Source organism: Flavobacterium maritimum (assembly GCF_040049085.1).
Lineage (GTDB): Bacteria > Bacteroidota > Bacteroidia > Flavobacteriales > Flavobacteriaceae > Flavobacterium > Flavobacterium maritimum.
This window is the reverse complement of record NZ_JBDLZY010000001.1, coordinates 846510-865673: the sequence shown is the minus strand read 5'-3', so window position 1 is coordinate 865673 and position 19164 is coordinate 846510. Positions and strand designations below refer to the sequence as shown.

The window sequence follows — 19164 nt, the reverse complement described above, 5'->3', positions numbered from 1 at the left end:
TAACAAACTATTTTCTTGTTATAAAGGCTCTTTCTAACTCTGTATCAACAATTACTTTGTAAACACCTGGAGCAGCAGGATATTTTGCATTACCATTTTCTCCTGGGGACATAGTAGCAATACCGTTTTTGATTAATCTCCATGAAGGACTCCACCATTGACCGGTAAAAGTAGCTTCCATAGTTCCTGTCAACGTATATTCTCCAACTAATTGATAAGGGTTATTTGGATCATTAGCCAAATGTAAACCTGTTTGAACCCATGCATTCCAAGTATCCCAGTTCGCATCTTGAATACCTCCACCGCAAACACTCACAAAAGGTTTTCTTTGAGCTTCGTCATCATGCCATTGTCCGTTTGCAATATCTGCCCAAACTTTACTTGTTGGTGTGTATTTCGTAACAGAAAAAGTCAATGTTTTTGGATTCATTTTAATTTTGTAATATCCTTTTGTTGGCAAAACAATTGGAGAACTGTTAACACCATAGGCTAAATTAGAACCATCCGCACCAAAACAGTGAGGAGCAAAATCGCCTTCTTGTCCTAAGAAATAAATTTCCTTGTTGTCTGTATTAGCGTAATATTTAAATTCGAAATCTTGTCCGTTTTTATCGTGGAAATACATTGGTACACCAACAGCATCTGTAGTAAGATTAGTCCCTTTTGGCTGGTCACACAAATAGATAGCAGGGTAATCGTTAGAGGCAATAACATTGATGTTTGTAGTACCTGTATTCGATTGAATAAATTTATCTTTAGCAGTAATGGTCAGTACATAACTTCCATCTGTTCTTGGCAATTCATAATCTTTTTCATAAGTATAAGATTGTGCTCCATTCACTTGAACCATATCATCAATTGAAAGAGCAGCACAAGTAACATGTACATAATCAATACCTGAGTCATCATTTGCAGTGAATTTCACTTTCATTATATTGCTTGATGGCAATAGGATAACAGCTCCTTCTTTAGGGCTATCCATTGTTATAGAAGGGGCACTGAATTCGCCGTCTAAACGCAAGTTGATTTCTTCATCAACTGAATTACCGGAAACATCAGATATCGTTAATTTGATTTTAAACGCCTCTGATGCTCCTCTATCAGCTGGAATATCAAAGAAATAACTCAAATCATATGATGTTAATAGTGGTTCCGTTTCAAAAGTAATCACTTTATCCAGTGACAATTCTGGTATTTGAATTCTCACTGATTTCAATCCTAAATCATCTGTCAAGGCAGCTTTAATTTCGAATTTTCTGTTTGGCGCTCCATAAATTTCTCCGGTGCTTACCGAAACCGTTGGAGCTTCAGATGCCGCAAAACTTGGTTCACTATCTTCACAACCTATGAACAGGGTTGTAAAAAAAGCAAGAAAAAATAAAAACTTAATTTTTTTCATCTTTTTAATTTTAAGGTTAGTTAGTTTGTTTTAATTCTAAAAATAAAAGTTTCTTCGAATTAGACCTGTTCATTCCGGATCGTTACTCAGAGACTGGTTGCGGTTGTGCTCAATATCCTGTGTGACTTTATGCTCTTTCACAAACATCTTTTTTAAAATAACATTCATTTTAGATTGGTTTAGAGTTGCTACTTCTTTGAGTCCTTCATCGTATATTTTTAATACTGTGAAGTTTATTTGTCTTAGAGAAAGTGACAGCTCTTTTATCCGATAGTTGCATAATGGATAAATGTGGTTGCTAATGTTGATTGCTATTCATTTTTACAAAAACATAGCAATAAAAAAAATCATTGTGTGGTTGTTATCATACGTTTTTTTAGTTGGTTAATTATAAGTGTTTATTTTACGTTTTTTAATTTAATCAAAATTTTTTTCTATCGATATAGAATATTCTCTCCCAACAATTGATGAAAATCAAACGAAAGACTTCCCCTGCAATCATCAATTCTTTTCTTCATTGTAATCTTCTTATAACTTTGTTTTGTTTATTTATGCCCGCAATATTATACTGCGGGCATAGGTAAATTAATAAGTAAAACACACTCTTACAATTTCCTGCTAAAAGCAATTTTTCAGCTTTTTGCAATTTTAAAATCTACCCAGTAATAAACAAATTATGAAGAATATAATAATACCGTATCAGTACAACTATAAATGCAAAGTAATGTTTAGTTTCAATGTTTCAGGAGGGGTAAATTGGAAAAAAAAGGAGGTCAAATTCGTAATCATCTATTATTATTAATCAAAAATTGATGAGTATGGAAAAATAACAGCCTATTTTTAAACAATATATAATTATTAAATTAATCCCCATTCTAAAGCTAAAACGTTTGAAATTTTCAAAAGAAATATTCGTTAACTACAAAAAGCAAAAGAACCTTTTAAAACATACCTTTTTAATTTTCTCATATTCTCCATTAATACCAATCCATTTTACTTTTCAACGTAAGTTATAATAGATCGCATTCTTAATTATAAACAATAAAACAAACCTATTTACAAAAATTAAACTGTCACAAATAGATTTGTTTCACTGCCTTTTAATCTATACTAATAAATACTTGTGGCTGCTTCTTTGCCCTTTTCCTTTTGATCTGCCAAAACAGATTTTAAAATTTCAGGATTCTTTATAGCTTCAGGATTAAATGAGGTACTGTTCATATAATTTAATACAGAAATCAACATTTGTTTGGCTACGGGACGCTTATCTAAATCTGTTGCCAAATCAAAAGACGCTATAACCAGTTTCCCTGGCCCTACGCTTCCTTCAAAAAGCGAAGCCAATTTGCGGTTATTTGCAAAGTTGTCTACCATTTCCACTATAGGATTTCCTCCAACTATACCGTCCGTAATAAGCGTTGTTGAGTTTACGTTTAAATCCCACCACTGCCAATCTGTATTCATATCTGTTGGAAAATCGGCCAAAGCTTTATGTGACGGATTACAAAGTACACCCATCGTACCAGCCTGCTTAGGAAAATGAACCGGACTCCAAAATACAGGTACAAATTTCCCTTCGATGCCTTTAATCTTTTTCCAATCCGGGTTTAATAATACTTTTTTACCGGCATTAAGAAGTTTGTAAGCTTCATCCAGACTACGGGTGTAAACTACTTTTCCGTAATCAATAGTTTGTTTTTGTGGATAAACCCAAATATTCCATTGGTTTTTATAGTTTGTTCCTTTCAGATTTACTTTAATCGTTAATTTGGATGCTTTGGTTATTTTCTGAAGACTTTCGTTTAAATCTAAAATTTTATGATTGTATCCAATTGCAATTGTTGCTTTGGCGCTGCCTGAAGCTATTAAAAACTTTTCATCACTGATACTCCATTCTATTTCCTGATCATTTAAACTGTTATCAGAATAATTACTTACATCTAAAGAGGCGGTAAAAGATTCATTATTCACATAAGTTGCTTTAGAAAAACGCATAAGCGGTACAACAGGCGCAGAAAACTGTCTGAATTCCTCTGCTGAAATCAGTCCTTTACTATCCCAAAAAGCATCTAATAATCCTACTAACGCCGTTCCCTGTCCTGGAAAATCATGTAGATCTAATAATTGAAAACCGCTAATTCCAGCTGTTTTTAGAGCTCGTTCCATTTCTTCTTTATAAAGTATCACCGCTAATTTTCCTGAAGCTTTCGTATAATCTACGGCTTTGCTGATTAATCCTTTGCGTTCTAAATCTTCTTTAACCGATTTAAAGTTGATAGGTTCTAAAACTCCTGTGTATTTAGGAATTTCATCAATTTTAGGATAAACAGCGTACTGCCCTATTTCATGTGTAATCAAAGGCACCGTCATTCCTTCTACAGAAGCCAAATAATCTTTATTGAATGTTGGCGATTCGCTGTTAAAAACTCCCTGACCACGAACCCAGCCTTTTTTTGTCCATTGCGTAATGAAGAAATCATCTTCAGGTTCCGGCCAGTCGCCATGCCCTTTTTCGAAAGTAAAAGAAGTTGTGGTGTACAAATGCCTGTCATCTTTTGCTCTTAAACTGTTCATTAATTTCGTCAAAACAGTCATATCGCCTTGCAGTTCATTCCCCATCGACCACATACAGAATGACGGATGATTTCCATATTCATCAATCATACGCTGTGCTTCGGCGTATAAAAAGTCGGTTGTTTTTTGATCTTCTCCTATTTTAAGCGTCCAAACCGGCAATTCAACCTGAAGATAAAAACCCATTTCGTCAGCTACTTCAAAAGCAGCTTCGGGAGGGCACCAAGAATGAAAACGTAAATGGTTTAATCCCCAGTTTTTAGCCGTTCCAAATACTTTTTGCCAGCCTTCTTTATCCATTGGCGCATGCCCCGTAAGCGGAAAAATATCACATTCTAATGTTCCTCTTAAAAATACTGGCTGATTATTAATTGTCAAAACCGATCCTTTTTTAGAAAAACTTCGCATTCCAAAATCGGCAGCAATCTGGGATTTATTTTTCCCAGCTTTTAATTCCGCTTTTAATTCATATAACTCAGGAGAAAATTCGCTCCAAAGTTTTACGTCTTTGCCCATATTATAATCAACTTCAACTACAGACTGACCTGCTTTGATTTGGATATCTTTTTGAAGCGTTTCAACAGCAATTTTGTTCTTTTTATTAACCGCAGAAATAGTCAAAACTCCTTTAGCAGTTTTCTTCGTATTGTTATTTAATGCGAATACTAATTTTGCTTTTCCAGAACTAACATCCGGTTTTACCTGTAGATTTGCAATACGAACAGCATCAAAAGCTTCAATTTCCATTTTTCCAATCACACCGTTCCAAATAATCTGGGTTTCATTGGTATAAGCATGTGCCATATTATCTACGCTGATATCAAATAGTTTCCGATTATCAACCCGAATAGTTATGCGGTGTGTTTTCCCTGCTGTGATATACTTGGAAAGATCAAAATAATGAGGTGCGATAAGGCTGTTTTGTTCTCCTTGCAGTTCTTTGCCATCAATCCAAACATTTGTTTTCCAAATGACGCGCTCTAATTTCAAGATCAGTTCTTTCCCTTTCCAATTATCCGGAACTGTGATCTCACGAGAGTACCAGGCTGCACCCAGATAACTGTGCTTCCGGGTTAAATGACTCATTTGAAGTTTCTCTAAACTTGGCTTTAGCTTGTTGGCAATTCCAAGACCTGCATCATCTGTAGTTCCTGGTAATTTCATTAGCTGTTTAAAACTCATGTTTTGCCAACCATTTTTTAGACCAATATCGGTGCTGTCTAGCTGAACTGTCCATTCGCCCGCTATATTCAGTACCTGTTTATCTCCGGAATCCCATGAAGAGAGAAAAAGTAAAAGCAAAACTGATGTTACTATATGTTTGATTTTCATTTTATTAAATTTTATAATTATAATATCGTAAACAACAACTTTCTATTTACGAAAGGTCTGTTTATTAATATCTAAATCCTTCACTTTTTGGTAGTATTTCTCGGACTCATTTTCATTTCTTAATCCGCTATGTCCTAGAGCCATTACATAATAACAATGTACCTGATTTCTAACATTTAAATCATCATCCCAAATCGCAAGGTCTGGAAGCGATACCGCAAAATAATCTATTCTGGATTTTTCGAATAAGTATTTTTCTCCGTGTGCCAAGAGTTTGTTGAAACGGCTTCGGGCTTTGCCTTCATCTCCTAATTCGCGCCATGCCAATCCCTGATAAAAAATCTTATCTGGCTGCTGATCGTTATAAAAAAATGCCTGAACAGGTTCGGAAGAGCCAAGCGTTGCCTGTACAAAATTCGCATTAGCATTTTCTAAATCTCCAAGTCCTTTATAAGCCAATCCTTTATAATAAAACACTTCATTTTCCTCAGCATTTTTCAATTTGCCTTCGCCTAAATTGTACGGATAAAACTCTGTTTCTTTCAGCAATTGTATAGCATCTGTAAAACGGCTTTCAGCAATTGCAATTTTTGCCAATTCTACTCTGCATAAGGTATACTGTCCTGTTACTTTTCCTTCTCCTCCTTCCCATGGATGGAATTTTCGTTTCGAAATCAGCTCTTTTGCAACAGCATATTTTCCTAATTGATTGTAAAGTGTAATGCGTTCGATACATAAATCGTCGCGTTCTTCAACTAAATTAGGATACTGATTTAAAACATCTAATCTGAATTCCGGCGATTTACCAATTTTCTTGTAAAGCTGATCCAGCTCCATAAAAATCCTTGAATCTGTTGTGTCTAAAGCAAATGCTTTTTCCAACATTTCCTGAGCCTTAGCTTTATCATTTGTCTTGTTAAAATAAGCAAGTGCCAAGTTTCTCAATAAAGTTGGGAACTTATCATCTATACTATATGACAATTCCCAGCATTTAACAGCATCGTCATATTGGCGAAATGCATACCAGAAATTCCCCAAATAATAAGGGGCTTTTGCATCTTGAGGATTCAATCGAATAGCATCCTGTAGAATATTTACTTCTTCGATACGATTTGGGAAACACTTTTCAGGTGATTGTGCAGCCCCTTTTTTGTACCATCCCATTGCTTTATCAGTATCTCCATCCATAGAAGCAAAATAACCTAAGGTATAATATACCATTGGATAAACGTCTTCTGTATCTTGTATCGATTCTTGCAATAACTGACTTGCTTCCTGATACAATCCGGCCCCGGAAAAGTCAAGTGCGTACTCTATATATCCGTGTGACCATTGACGCATAATCGTATTCATTTCGTCAAGAACAGCTTGGTCTTTGGTTATCAAATATTTCTCGAAACGACAACCCATATTGAAACGATCAATTTTGATCGAATCTTCAATCCATGCTATGGCTTCTTGATTTCTATTCAATTTTCTTAAAATAGAAGCTTTCAATTGGCGTGCTTTATGATTGTGCCAATTACGGATAAGCGATGATTCTACTCGCTCTAAAGCTTCTGCCCATTCTCCTTTACTGCTGTCGATTTGAGCCAGCGCATAAAAAGCAGCATCTTGCCATGCCGCATTCCAAGTTGATTTGAAAAGCGAATTATACGCATCGTCAAATTTCCCCTGAAGTTTTAGGCAATAGCCAAGATTGTAAAGAGGTTCACCATCATTTGGATTTGGGTTACGTTCTGTTAGTACTTCTACTGCGGTTTTAAAATAGGCTTCGGCTTTTTCAAACTGCCCTCTTCTCAACATCAATAAACCTACGGCATTATTACATCTTACATCTCTTGAATCTCTGCTTAAAGCTTCCAAATAATAATCAAGCGGATTATAAGTGGCGTGTCTGTATTGCTCTAAATGCAGTCCTGTTAAATACAATTGTTCCATTGATGCAATATCTTTTGGATCTAGTGCCGCTTTTGCAGGATCTGGAACTGGTTTTATTTCTGCTTTTTCCTGTTGATATTGAACTAAAATTTTTCCATCAGCAGTATAAACTGTAAAAACTAAGTCCTCTGATAAAACATCTCCAATCGAGACTCTTTTTTTATACGGGTTTACCGGAGATATTGTAATTTCATCCTGAAATAAAACCGTATTTTCTTTGTCTTTTAGCTCAATCTCTAAATTTTCGTAAAGACTTGTTGTGTATAAAACCAAATCGGCTTCATTCCCTTCAACTTCAATGTTTATGATGGCATCTTTTGTGGCATTTTTTACATAACCCACTTCGGCATACGGCATAAAATACTGCACCCAAGACTTCTCTTCATAGGCTTGAAGCCAAGAAAAATCAGGCTGGTTGTCTGTAAATACCCCCGTCATTAATTCAATATACGGACCATCTTTGTCTGTTAGATTTCTGTCCCAGGCCAAACCAAAATCGCCGTTACCCCAAGTCCATTGCTTTTTTCCCGGAGACACATGATGATTTGCCACATGCAGTAATCCTGCCTGTACATTATCTTCATAACCTCCCACAAAGTTATATTTGGACTGAACCGCCATATACGATGTTGGAACAGGTATATTTTTATATTTTGAAATATCAACCCCGGCAGAATAGTCTTGTTTATAATATTCGCCAGTTGCTATCGGGAATTTAGAAACATCCCTTTTTCCGTGATCAAATACTGCATTAACATCTGGCGGAAACACCGATTTGTAACCATCATTTACCACCACTGCAGGATTTGCCCACCAAAGAAAAGTTTGAGGAAAAGCAGTACGGTTATAGATTTTTACTTTAATTTCAATATAAGCTTTATCAGGATGCAGTGTAAATCCCTGCATTCCTTTGGTTCTAAACATTCTTTCTACTTCGTTGCACCAAATAGTTTTGCTTCCATCTTCATTTTCTTCGATGCTGTAATCTGTTGGCAAAAATGTGCTCGGACGGTGATGCTGTGGCCAGTTGAACTCAATTCCGCCAGAAATCCAAGGGCCTGTAAGCCCTACAAGCGCAGGTTTAATTACCTGATTGTAATACACAAAATGGCGCTGTTTTACTTTATCATAAGCCATGTGAACTCGACCTCCTAATTCCGGCAGAATCATTATTTTTATGTATTTATTTTCTAAAAATAAGGCGTGATAGGACTTATCAAACTTTTCATCTGATAATTTTTCTACCACAGGATACGGATATACCGCTCCGGAACTTCCCTGATACACACGTTTTTCAAGAAATATTGGATTTTTTTCTTCTTCGCCAATTTGATACGTTGGCAATAATATGTCTTCCTCCCAAACGCGTACTACACCATCTCCGTTAACGGTTGACTGTATTAAATAAGCCGTGATTTTTTCATCCTGCCCCTTTTCATTTATTGATTGTCCTGAAAGTAAATCTTCATTAATTATTTTGGATTGATTTACATCTGAAATTATATTTTCCATCTTTATACTTTATTATTTTGTCAGTTCATTTTCTATTTCCTCTAATGATTTTCCTTTCGTTTCAGGCAGATAGGTACGAAGGAAAAGATATCCCAGTAAGCATACAATTCCGTAAAGCCAGAATGTACCATAAGATCCCAGACTGCTGTTAAGTAACGGAAAAGTATAAGTTAGAATAAAGCAGGCTGTCCAAAGCGAAAAAGTAGCAACACCCATTGCCATAGCACGGATTTTTGTCGGGAATATTTCAGATAAAACTACCCAAGTAATAGGAGCCAATGTCATTGCATAACATGAAATTGCTGCAATAACGAGCGCTAAAACGGCAATTCCTGTTACTTCAAAATAATAGCAAGCGCCTAATAAAGCATAAATAGAAGTCAATCCAATTGATCCGAAAAGCATTAATGTTCTTCTGCCCCATCTGTCAACGAAATACATGCCTACGAATGTGAAAATCACATTGGTTAAACCCGTAATAACAATATTGAACAAGATATCTGAAACGCCATAACCGGCAGCCGAGAATATTTCCTGAGCATAATTAAAAATCACGTTAATACCGCACCATTGCTGAAAGGCAGCGATAACAATTCCCAATAAAAGAATTTTGGGCATTTTTCCTTCGAAAAGCATTTTATAATTCACCTCTTCTTTTACATCACTAACTCTTGATTTAAGCTGTTCTATTTGTTCTAATGCAAAAGCACTTCCTCCAATTTTTGAAAAGATCGATTCTGCTTTAGCATATTTATATTGGCTGGCAAGCCATCTCGGACTTTCCGGTATAATTAATATCAAAGCAAAAAATGCTACAGATGGTATCGCTCCAGCCCAAAACATATATCTCCAACCCCATTGTCCGTTCCATGAATTCAAAATATCCTGCCCTTCTACGATTGGATCTGCAATTAACCAATTTACAATCTGAGCAGCCAGAATTCCTATAACAACCGTTAATTGATTTATCGAAACAAATTTCCCTCTGGATTCAGCAGGCGCAATTTCGGCTATATACATGGGGGAAAGATTGGAAGCAATTCCAATTCCAACACCGCCAACAACTCTCCATATAATAAACCATTCAATAGTATCAACCAAACCTGTACCGACCGCTGCGAGGGTAAAAAAGATTGAGGCTACAATCATCAAAGGTTTTCTTCCGTATTTATCAGACAAACTTCCAGAAATCATTACGCCTAACAAACATCCTAAAATAGCGCTGCCCATTACCCATCCCTGCATGGAAGGGGAATCTGCAATATTGAAAAAAACTTCATAAAAAGGTTTTGCCCCACCAATTACAACCCAGTCGTATCCAAACAGAAAACCACCCATGGCCGAAACTAATGCAATGAAAAGCAGATACGAAGAATTAAACTTACTCATATATTTAATATTTAAATTATTTATCGTTTACAAATATCGTTACTTGATATGAGTACGAAAATGTAATATTTATATAAAACATGTATAAAATAACGATTTAAAAGAAAACCTTGTCATACTAAAAATTAAAATTCACTTTTTTTATGTTAAATCTATTTTTCATATTAAAAATCAAGAATCACACAGTTCAAGAACATAAAAAATATCTTACTCAGAACCTATTACAATACTTTATTACCTAATTATAATCGGTACTATCTCATAATATGTAAATTTTAACGGTTTGAATGAAATTTAGATTTAATGATAATATTTATTAGATTTGATTTTTAAAACTTCTAAAATGTTTTTCATTTTAAAATAATTACAACTCTATATGGATCAAATAGCTGATGGATTTAAAGGTGAAAGAGCGATAGTTGTTCCTTATAGTGTACGCAATTTTCAATCTGAAAATGAACTAACAAAAAACTTATTCATTACTCATATTGGTTATTATCCAAATGCAAAATATCATTTTAGAAAGAGATCAAAAGGGGCATTTGAAAACATCCTTATTTATTGTGAGAACGGAAAAGGATTTATAACTTTTGAAAATGAGCAGTTTGCGCTTACTAAAAATCAGGTTTTTATTATTCCTGCCAATAAAGCTCATAGTTACGAGGCGGAAATATCAAAACCCTGGAGCATCTATTGGCTCCATTTTAAAGGAACCAACATTTCTTTACACTCTTCTATTTCTGGAAAAATTATAAATTTAAACGATACTAGATTATCGGATAGATTAAACCTTTTTGAGGAAATTTATCAAAACTTGGAAATGGGATTTTATCCTGATAATTTGGAGTACTCCAGCATTTGTTTACAGCATTTTTTAGCCAGTATAAAATATACTGATCAATTTTTAAAAATAAAAACAACTGATACAGAAGTTTTAGATGTAATACCCATGAGCATTATTTACATGAAAAATAATTTGACTAACAAAATAACACTTTATGAAATCGCGCAACATGTCGGCTATTCTAGTTCCTATTTTGGGTCTTTGTTTTTAGAAAAAACATCCTTTACTCCTATGGAGTATTATAATCAATTAAAAATTCAGAAGTCCTGCTCTCTTTTGCAATTCAGCACAATGAAAATAAAGGAAATTGCTTATCTTTTGGGATATTATGATCCATTCCACTTCTCAAAATCTTTTAGATTAGTGATGGAAATATCACCCCGAGAGTATCGCCTTAAATACAAAAGTCAAGTGTAATTTTTTTTAATTCTATCTACGTCACAACAATAAAATCATCTAAACTATTTGTCTAAAAAAGACAGATGTTAAGAAATTCAATTAATAATATTCATATCAGCATTAAAAGAGCTTTTGTATTTCTTTATATACTCTGAAGGAGTCATACCAAAAAGCTTTACAAATTGTTGTCTAAAATATTTTGGATCTTCAAAACCTACCTCAGCACTTGCTTGTGCAATATTGGTGTTTTCAGTAAGCATTAGCATCGCAGCTCTTCTTATGCGCACCGAACGAATGAATGCATTCAGGGTTTGTCCCGAAATAATTTTAATTTTAGTGTAAAGCGTTCGATGGCTCATTCCCATTTCGGAAGCAAAATGTTTAATGGTAAAATCACGTTTATGAATATTGGCCTCAATAATAGCAATACATTTTTTTAAAATCTCCTGATATTCTGCCGGAACCTTCTGAGTATTCTCTTTTAGAGTGATACTATCCAGAAAGTATGTTCGTAAATTACTGCGACTTTTTAATAGCGACTCGACACGAGCAACAAGTATATCATCATCAAATGGCTTGGTGATATAATCATCGGCTCCGTCACTTATACCTTGAAGATGTGTTTCTGGATTTTTTGATGCCGTTAATAATATCACCGGAATATGAGACAGACTGCTGTTTTCTTTTATTTTTCGGCATAATTCAAGTCCATCCATCACATCCATAGCGATATCGCTGATAACCAGATCTGGCATGTGTTTTTTTGTCAGTTTCAACCCTTCCTCACCATTATCTGCACTGTATATAATATAGGAATCAGCAAACAGCTTTATCAAATAATTCCTTATATCTGCATTATCATCAATAATTAATAGCGTACGTTTATCCGTAAGCATCACTTTATGCAATTCATTGTCGGAAGTTGCATTAGGGGAAATTTCAACGATTTCTTCCGTCTCATCAGCCATCAATTCTTGAACTAAAGGACTCATTTTAGGAGTAATGGTACTAATTTGCAAATCTTCAAAATGATCTTTTCCTTTTAGAAAGGTCAATTTAAACACACTTCCTTTTCCAATTTCGCTATTGCAACTGACAGTACCTTTATGTTTCTCCACAAAATACCTAACGATAAAAAGCCCGATTCCAAAACCTGCACTTCCACCAATAGGTGCTTTAGAGTTCACTTGTTTGAATTTCTCGAAGATGGTTTCCAAATCATTTTTTGCAATTCCAGTCCCACTATCTGAAATTTCGATAATGACATTCGTTTCTGTTTCGGCCAACATCAGACTGATTTCTCCTCCAACAGGCGTATACTTGAATGCATTTGAAATCAAATTAAACAAGGATATTTCTATTTTTTCATAATCCCCTATTATTTCAATGTTGTTTTCCGGTATCTGGAAAGTATAGTCAATATTTTTATCTTTTGCCTGATTAACAAAACACTGATACACTTCATAGCAAAGATTATTAACATTTATAACAGACATCCTGAGTTCATCAGCATCATTTTCAGCTTTACGAAACAGCAACAACTGATCTACTAAGCTCAAAAGTCTTCTTGCATTTCTATGCGCAATGACCAAATCGCTGACCGTAGAACTATTTTCATCATTCCCTTTTTTAATCGCTTTTTTTAATGGATTTATAATCAGTGACAAAGGAGTACGAAATTCATGAGAGATATACGTAAACATTGACGATTGCTTTTCGGCAATTTCCTTTTCCTTTTTTCCTTCTAGTTCTGCTATTTTTACTTTATACTTTAATTTCTCTTTGTTCTTATTGTATTTAATATAAGTAAAAATGATCCCTGCAATTACAAGTACATACAAGCTGTAAGCCCACCAGGTCCTGTACCAGGGTGGCGATACAACGATACTGATCAGACTTTCTGCCTCATTCCAGCCTCCTTGAAAATTGGTCGTTTTTACTTTAAAGACATACTTCCCTTCTGCTAATCTTGAGTAATTGGCCTTTCGAGCCTGACCAACATAACTCCACTGATTGTCCCAACCCTCTAGATAATAGGCATACCTTACTTTATCAGCATTATTATAGTCCAATGCGACAAATTCTAATGACAAAGCAGTTTGATCATAAGGCAAACTTACCTCTTTGATTTTGCCACCACTCCACTTCGATATCAGATCGCTTTTATTTTCTTCAATAGGCTCATTGTTTACATAAAAATCGGTCAGCAATAAATTGTTTTTCTGATTAAATTCTTTTACGGCCTCAGGAAAAAATAAGTTAAAACCATTTATTCCACCAAAAAGAAACTCGCCAGTTGACAATTTAACACCTGCATTAAAACTAAACTGATTGCTTTGTAAGCCATCATTAACCGAAAAATTTCTGAATGTCTTTCTTTTTTTATCAAATCTGCAGATTCCGTTGTAGGTACTCATCCATAAATTTCCTTCTTTGTCTTCTAACATTCTTAAAATCGTGTTTGAAGGCAAACCATCATCTGTAGTAAGTCTTTTAAATGTATTTGTTTTTCGATCAAACAACAACAATCCCCCTTCTTGGGTACCCAACCATAGATTTTTGTTTTTATCCTCAAGTATGGATCTGATCGGATTCCCAATGTTTATCTTTTTATATTTTCTGCTTCCTTTTTCAATACCAAATAAGGAAGTATAGTTACCACCCCAGAGTTTACCGTCACTGGCTTCTGTAAGACATTGTAAATTATTGATTGTTTTATCAAAGAGTACAAAACTGTTTTTAGCTCTGTCAAAAAGATAGAGAGAACCTTCATTCGTGGCACTGGCCCATATATTCCCTTTAGAATCCTTATATACAAACCATATATTTTTTTCAATTTGTTTTGTAAATGGGTTATAACACGAAAAGTGACTTATTGTATTATTTGCAGGATTAATGCGATTTACGCCACCCGCCCAGGTGGATAACCAAATTTCATTATTAGTATCTCTAATAATACTGGTAATAAAATTACTGCTGATTTTATTCGTTGAATAACCCGAATTACTATAAGTCGTATAGGTATTTCTTTTTCTGTCCCAATACTTTAACCCTGCTCCATCGGTGCCAATCCAGACATTTTTCTTTTCATCTTCACAAAATGACAGAATGAAGTTTTCTGCTGGATTGTTGTCTTTTGTGTTATACTTAATATTCTTAAAGTACTTAGGGGTATTACCAATCACGCTAATTCCTCCGCGTAAAGTACCAATCCATTTATTTCCTGCTACATCTTCATAGATACTCCATATTGAATTACTTTTTACAAGTTGATTGCCTTGCGCAGCGTTATACGGAACAGATTTTTTGTTTTTTCCTGTTACTTTATAAATACCACAGCCATCTGTAGTTAGCCACATTTCCTTTTTCTTATCAATAAGAATATGAGTAACAGTACATTTATATATAAAATAATTCTCTGAAAGCGAACGAGATTTGACATTAAACAGATAAAGACCTTCATCTGTTCCGAGCCAAAGATTACCATCTATAGAACGCTTCATACATTTTACATCCATTAATAATGGATAGATGACCTTTAATTTTTTTGAATTATAGTCGTAACTGCAAACACCTACATTTCTTACATAAACCCAACCAGAACCATTTATTCCTGCGTCTTCAACAACTGCAGCATCATAACTGTATTTAATATCCTTATTATTTAATCCTTCTAAGGCTACATTTTTACCAATAAATGATCCATTTTCAAAAACAAGCAGACCTAAATTTTGAGAGGCAACCAATACCCGACCATTCGAAACGGACCGTATCTGATGAATAATGTCTTTTACTATTCTCGGTTTACTATTGTTTGATAAAACATATTGTACCGGATGAAAACTAGCGCTTGTTTTATCATAAACACAAGCCCCCTTAGAACCTGCTATCCAAATATTTTTTTTTGAGTCACCCTCAATATGATAAATCGTATTAAACAACAAGGATTTTTTATCGTTAATCCTATTGCGATATACTTTAAAATTATAGCCATCGTATCTATTCAATCCGTCATAGGTACCAAACCACATATAACCATCACTATCCTGATATATTGTTACAACAGAATTGTTAGACAAACCATCTGATATATCAAGAAATTTAATAGGATAATCTTGTGAATAACCCGATAAGGAGAAAACTATTAGTGTTAGAAAATGCAGAACAAAATACTTCAAGAAAAAATATGTTTAAAGATTAACTTATTTAATTGTGTGTAAAAAACACAATTATAAATCAAATTTAATTAAAGTTACCTTATGTAGCTTCATAAAAATTGATTTTCATCTTAAGCGTGGGGATATTCTGACTTACTGTGAATCCAGCGTTAAGAGCATAACTGTACTTTTTAAATGATAAAATAAATACCTTTACGTATAATCATCCAGTCCCATTTTTATGAATAAAAATTTTAAGGATAAATATGAAAAAGTATTCAAAATTGATGAACTATTTGGAGCTATTCCAAGTGGACAGTCAATGGAAATTACCTTCCAAAATACACTCAACCCCAACCCAGAAATAGTAAAACAAATAGAAGACAGTTTGGGATTGATTTTTATTAAGGAAAAAGAAACAGAAGGCGAAGTCTGTTTTGCCAATAGCAAAGAGCTTCGGTCCGAATACAAACAAAGTTTTACACCTCTAGATTTGTTAAATTACAGCTATGCCGTTTTACATTTGCCCAATTCCCATGAAAAATATAAAGATTTTTTAAATATTGAATTCCCCTATATTCCCTATCCAACAGATACCAATCTTTTTTGGAAATTAGTGGCTTTAGGTAGTGGCCTTCGCCAAATTCATTTACCGGAAAATCCATCAGCCGAAAAAAATCCCCTCAACAATATGGAAGGTGGTGATACTTAAGAATCATGTCATTTTACTGATACAATAGAAAATCTTGAACTCTTTTAAAATTCCGTAATTTCCAGTTACTTTTGCGAAATGGATTCATTAACCCAAATCGCTTTAGGAATAGCTGTAGCTGAAGTTTGTGCCGGCAAAAAACTTAAAAATAAAACCTTTTTATATGGTGCTGTTTTAGGTACACTGCCCGATTTAGATATTGTAGTGGGCATGTTCTTAAATCCTGTGGATGGAATCCTGATTCATCGAAGTCTGAGCCATTCCTTATTATTTTTTCTGCTGCTGTCTCCTATTCTGGCTTTGATTATTTCAAAAATAGAAAAAGGAAAAATTAAGGTCGTCCAAGCAGCAAACATGACATTCTGGTGTTTATTTACTCATGTATTATTGGATATGTTTACTTCCTGGGGAACACAGATTTTATGGCCGCTGGATTATCGATTTGCCTTAAAAACCATATTTGTAATTGATCCTTTATACACTATCCCGTTGCTTATTGCTTTGGTAGCGGTTTGGAAAACAAAAGATACATTAGTTCGTAAAAAACATATTTTAAGGGGATTGCTCATCAGTAGTGCCTATCTTGCTTTGTCTTGCTTTATCAAATTATATGCTTTACACCAATTTGAAAAAGCATTGACTACACAGGGAATCCAATATTCTGAAATCATTGTAAAACCAACGGCATTCAACCTGATTTTATGGAATGCAAACATATCAACTGCCGATTCCTACCTGTTGGCTGATTATTCTCTTTTTGACAGTCAACCCATATCATTTACTACTTATACAAAAAATAAGGCTTTGGAATCACAATTAAAAGGGAATCCCGATTTTGAAAAGCTGAAAAAAGTTAGTGAAGGCTGGTATATCGTATCCAAGAGAAACAATTTTTTCTATTTCAACGACTTGCGCTTTGGTCTTTTAAATGACGATCCAAAACATCCTCAATTTGCTTTCAGTTACCAATTTATCTTATCCGGTTCCAAATTAGAAGCAGTAGAAGTAGCCAAGCAAAAACGTGACGGTAAACTACTACTTCAAAAAATCTTTATTCGGTTGCAAGGGAATTAAATCCAAATTCTTCTGCTCTAAAAGCAATATTCCATTGCTATACAATTTCTCGTTCTCTGATGTATTGGCACCAACTGACTATTTAAATACAATTATTTAAAAATCAATAAATTACCACATACAATCAAATACTAAATCAAGAAAAATTGGTAACTTTATGCTATGAAAAAGCACCACACAATTGTTATTGCCGGAGCCGGTGGAATTGCCGAAGCTGCAGGCCTATTATTGATGGAATGGAGTGAAATACCCCCTAGCCTTTTTATTGGCAATCGTACCCATTCTAAGGCAAAAAAAGTAGCCCAATGGATATCGGAAGGGACAACAAAACCCTGTTCCGTTCAAGACTTTCATCTGGCTGAAGAAGGTCTCACTGAAGAAATGAAAGAGATATTCCAAAAAGCAGATATACTACTCGATTGTCTACCTGGCAGTATGGCTCCAAAAATGGCTCAGTTTGCCAAAGATTTTCAGATGCATTATGCTAACCTCACCGAATATGTCGCAGAGACCGAAGCTATAATGGCAATGGCTAAAGGAGCCGAAACGGGATTTATACTTCAGACTGGTCTTGCTCCCGGTTATATAGACTTACTCGCCAATGGCCTTTTTCAACAGTTTTGTAATGACTTTAAAGTTGATACAGCAGACAAACTGGAATTAAAAGTAGGCGCTCTTACCAATCATGCGGTAGCCCCACATTATTATGGATTTACCTGGAGTCCTGTGGGTGTGGCTACAGAGTACCTGAAAGACGCTATAGTACTTCGGGACTTTAAAAAAGCAATCTTGCCTTCACTTTCGGAAAGAGCTATAATTATTATTGATGGCGTTGCTTATGAAGATGATCTTACGTCAGGAGGTGCCGCAGATTTACCAGACGCATTATCAGGAAAAGTTCGTTCCCTCGATTACAAAACCTTACGCCATCCCGGTCATTATGCATGGATAAAAGAGCAACTTGAGCTTTTAGGAAACAGTCCCGATGCGATCAAAAGTCTGCAAGAAAAAATGGAAGCTGTAATCCCTCATATTGAAGACGACCAAATTGTTTTGTATGCTGCGGTAGAAGGTAAAGATGCAACAGGTATTTTACGCAGAAGAGAGATTGCAAAACGTATCTTTTCACAAAAAGTAGGAAAACATCAATTGAGAGCTATTCAAACCACCACAGCTGCTCCATTAGTACAGGCGGCACAACTCTTACTCGAAACTCCTCAGAAAGGACTGGTTCTGCAAAGCCAAATTGACCCTATACCTTTTTTAAACGGAAATTATATCCTGCCTGTTTACGGGAAAGTATAGATACAATCAAATCCATCGGTTGGAATAATTACCACAAATACAATACTGGGTGATAATTATATCAGGAAGCGAAGAATAATACCCATAAAAACTAAATCTTTACTTTTACAGTATTAGAAAAGGATTACTTATGGAAAAACAATATTCTCTTGCCATTTACCCTCCTGAGGCTGTCATAGTTTTGATTAAGTCCATGAAAGAACAATTGGCGACTAAAGTAGGCTGGTTTCACAGTAAAAATTCAGTAGGACATATAACCATCTGCGAATTTAAAGCGACTGATGCGAAAAAAGCGAATCATTTATTTACCAAAATAGAGCTACATTTTGTTTGTGACAGTGTTGTTTTGAGACTATTTGACGAGAACATCAAACAGTTTTTTGTAACTGACACCTTCAAATTCAAAGGTAATCCACAACCCGAACTGATACAGGGCACCCTTTTTTAGCTATCTATTTTACTTTCAATTAATTATAGTAGAAAATAGAGGGCGAATCTTTTTTTTTTGTAATTTTAATAGGAAAAA

At 34.7% G+C, this 19164-nt stretch carries 10 protein-coding genes; 5 read left to right on the top strand and 5 right to left on the bottom strand.

What is annotated here, in order from left to right; all coding sequences use genetic code 11:
• Positions 1-7: 7 nt before the first annotated feature.
• The 4 genes from ABEB23_RS03890 to ABEB23_RS03875 form a co-directional block, all read right to left on the bottom strand.
• Positions 8-1399, bottom strand: a complete 1392-nt coding sequence (locus tag ABEB23_RS03890) for a hypothetical protein (protein ID WP_348811059.1) — start codon at positions 1397-1399, stop codon at positions 8-10.
• A 1110-nt stretch (positions 1400-2509) separates the two neighbouring features.
• A complete protein-coding gene (locus ABEB23_RS03885) occupies positions 2510-5305 on the bottom strand; it encodes a DUF8487 domain-containing protein (protein ID WP_348811058.1) in 2796 nt (931 codons plus the stop codon).
• Positions 5306-5347: 42 nt separating this feature from the next.
• The gene (locus ABEB23_RS03880) at positions 5348-8758 is read right to left on the bottom strand and encodes a tetratricopeptide repeat protein (RefSeq protein ID WP_348811057.1); all 3411 of its coding nucleotides are present in this window, start codon (positions 8756-8758) and stop codon (positions 5348-5350) included.
• Between the two features lie 12 nt (positions 8759-8770).
• Positions 8771-10147 (bottom strand): sugar porter family MFS transporter, encoded by a 1377-nt coding sequence (locus ABEB23_RS03875; RefSeq protein WP_348811056.1) that lies wholly within the window; start codon positions 10145-10147, stop codon positions 8771-8773.
• 376 nt (positions 10148-10523) lie between these two features.
• Here ABEB23_RS03875 and ABEB23_RS03870 point away from each other — a divergent pair, with 376 nt between their 5' ends.
• The gene (locus ABEB23_RS03870) at positions 10524-11408 is read left to right on the top strand and encodes an AraC family transcriptional regulator (RefSeq protein ID WP_348811055.1); all 885 of its coding nucleotides are present in this window, start codon (positions 10524-10526) and stop codon (positions 11406-11408) included.
• 77 nt (positions 11409-11485) lie between these two features.
• Here the strand turns inward: ABEB23_RS03870 and ABEB23_RS03865 are convergent, their stop codons facing one another.
• The gene (locus ABEB23_RS03865; RefSeq protein WP_348811054.1) at positions 11486-15568 is read right to left on the bottom strand and encodes a two-component regulator propeller domain-containing protein; all 4083 of its coding nucleotides are present in this window, start codon (positions 15566-15568) and stop codon (positions 11486-11488) included.
• A gap of 220 nt (positions 15569-15788) precedes the next feature.
• Here ABEB23_RS03865 and ABEB23_RS03860 point away from each other — a divergent pair, with 220 nt between their 5' ends.
• The 4 genes from ABEB23_RS03860 (at position 15789) to ABEB23_RS03845 (ending at position 19086) form a co-directional block, all read left to right on the top strand.
• Positions 15789-16259 (top strand): type ISP restriction/modification enzyme, encoded by a 471-nt coding sequence (locus ABEB23_RS03860; protein WP_348811053.1) that lies wholly within the window; start codon positions 15789-15791, stop codon positions 16257-16259.
• A gap of 78 nt (positions 16260-16337) precedes the next feature.
• Positions 16338-17333 (top strand): metal-dependent hydrolase, encoded by a 996-nt coding sequence (locus ABEB23_RS03855; protein WP_348811052.1) that lies wholly within the window; start codon positions 16338-16340, stop codon positions 17331-17333.
• 162 nt (positions 17334-17495) lie between these two features.
• Entirely contained in the window at positions 17496-18638 is a 1143-nt protein-coding gene (locus tag ABEB23_RS03850; RefSeq protein WP_348811051.1) for a saccharopine dehydrogenase family protein, read from the top strand.
• Positions 18639-18768: 130 nt separating this feature from the next.
• Positions 18769-19086, top strand: coding sequence for a hypothetical protein (locus ABEB23_RS03845; protein WP_348811050.1), 318 nt, complete (start codon positions 18769-18771; stop codon positions 19084-19086).
• The last annotated feature ends 78 nt before the right edge of the window (positions 19087-19164 follow it).

What these genes read in the sequence shown, in the direction of transcription:
- ABEB23_RS03890 (WP_348811059.1), bottom strand. Translation starts at nt 1,399, where the DNA reads ATGAAAAAAATTAAGTTTTTATTTTTTCTTGCTTTTTTTACAACCCTG.
- ABEB23_RS03885 (WP_348811058.1), bottom strand. Translation starts at nt 5,305, where the DNA reads ATGAAAATCAAACATATAGTAACATCAGTTTTGCTTTTACTTTTTCTC.
- ABEB23_RS03880 (WP_348811057.1), bottom strand. Translation starts at nt 8,758, where the DNA reads ATGGAAAATATAATTTCAGATGTAAATCAATCCAAAATAATTAATGAA.
- ABEB23_RS03875 (WP_348811056.1), bottom strand. Translation starts at nt 10,147, where the DNA reads ATGAGTAAGTTTAATTCTTCGTATCTGCTTTTCATTGCATTAGTTTCG.
- ABEB23_RS03870 (WP_348811055.1), top strand. Translation starts at nt 10,524, where the DNA reads ATGGATCAAATAGCTGATGGATTTAAAGGTGAAAGAGCGATAGTTGTT.
- ABEB23_RS03860 (WP_348811053.1), top strand. Translation starts at nt 15,789, where the DNA reads ATGAATAAAAATTTTAAGGATAAATATGAAAAAGTATTCAAAATTGAT.
- ABEB23_RS03855 (WP_348811052.1), top strand. Translation starts at nt 16,338, where the DNA reads ATGGATTCATTAACCCAAATCGCTTTAGGAATAGCTGTAGCTGAAGTT.
- ABEB23_RS03850 (WP_348811051.1), top strand. Translation starts at nt 17,496, where the DNA reads ATGAAAAAGCACCACACAATTGTTATTGCCGGAGCCGGTGGAATTGCC.
- ABEB23_RS03845 (WP_348811050.1), top strand. Translation starts at nt 18,769, where the DNA reads ATGGAAAAACAATATTCTCTTGCCATTTACCCTCCTGAGGCTGTCATA.